Genomic DNA, 343 nt, shown 5'->3' with positions numbered 1-343 from the left:
GGGTGGAGCCTGTTGCACAGCTGTGCGTCGGTGAGCGAGGAGAATATTTCCACGCCCGGGTGGTCGAGCGAGGTGATTTCAATCAGTTTCATGCTTATGGTCAGGTATATGAAAGGGCAGGAGCTGAATAGAGGGTTATAATTGATGTCTGAGCGACCGATGTTCAGTCGACTACATTGATTGGGCGGCCGGAGATGAAGGCACGCAGATTTTCTTCACATACTTTTACCAGTCGTGCTCTGGCCACGTCGCCCTGCCAGGCAATATGCGGAGTTATGCAGCAATTGGGAGCAGTGAGCAGCGGCTCGTCGGCGTGTGGCGGTTCTTGCGGGAGCACATCGAT

General features: G+C 54.2%; 1 protein-coding gene. It reads right to left on the bottom strand.

The features are described from left to right. Positions 1-163: 163 nt before the first annotated feature. Positions 164-343 (bottom strand): NAD(P)-dependent oxidoreductase (locus OKC24_RS19995; protein ID WP_307735406.1); only part of this gene is annotated, 180 nt, incomplete at its 5' end.

Origin of the sequence: Acinetobacter entericus, assembly GCF_026168575.1 — a bacterium.
Taxonomy (GTDB): domain Bacteria; phylum Pseudomonadota; class Gammaproteobacteria; order Pseudomonadales; family Moraxellaceae; genus Acinetobacter; species Acinetobacter bouvetii.
The sequence above is the reverse complement of the archived record's forward strand: the minus strand, read 5'-3'. Positions and strand labels throughout refer to the sequence as shown.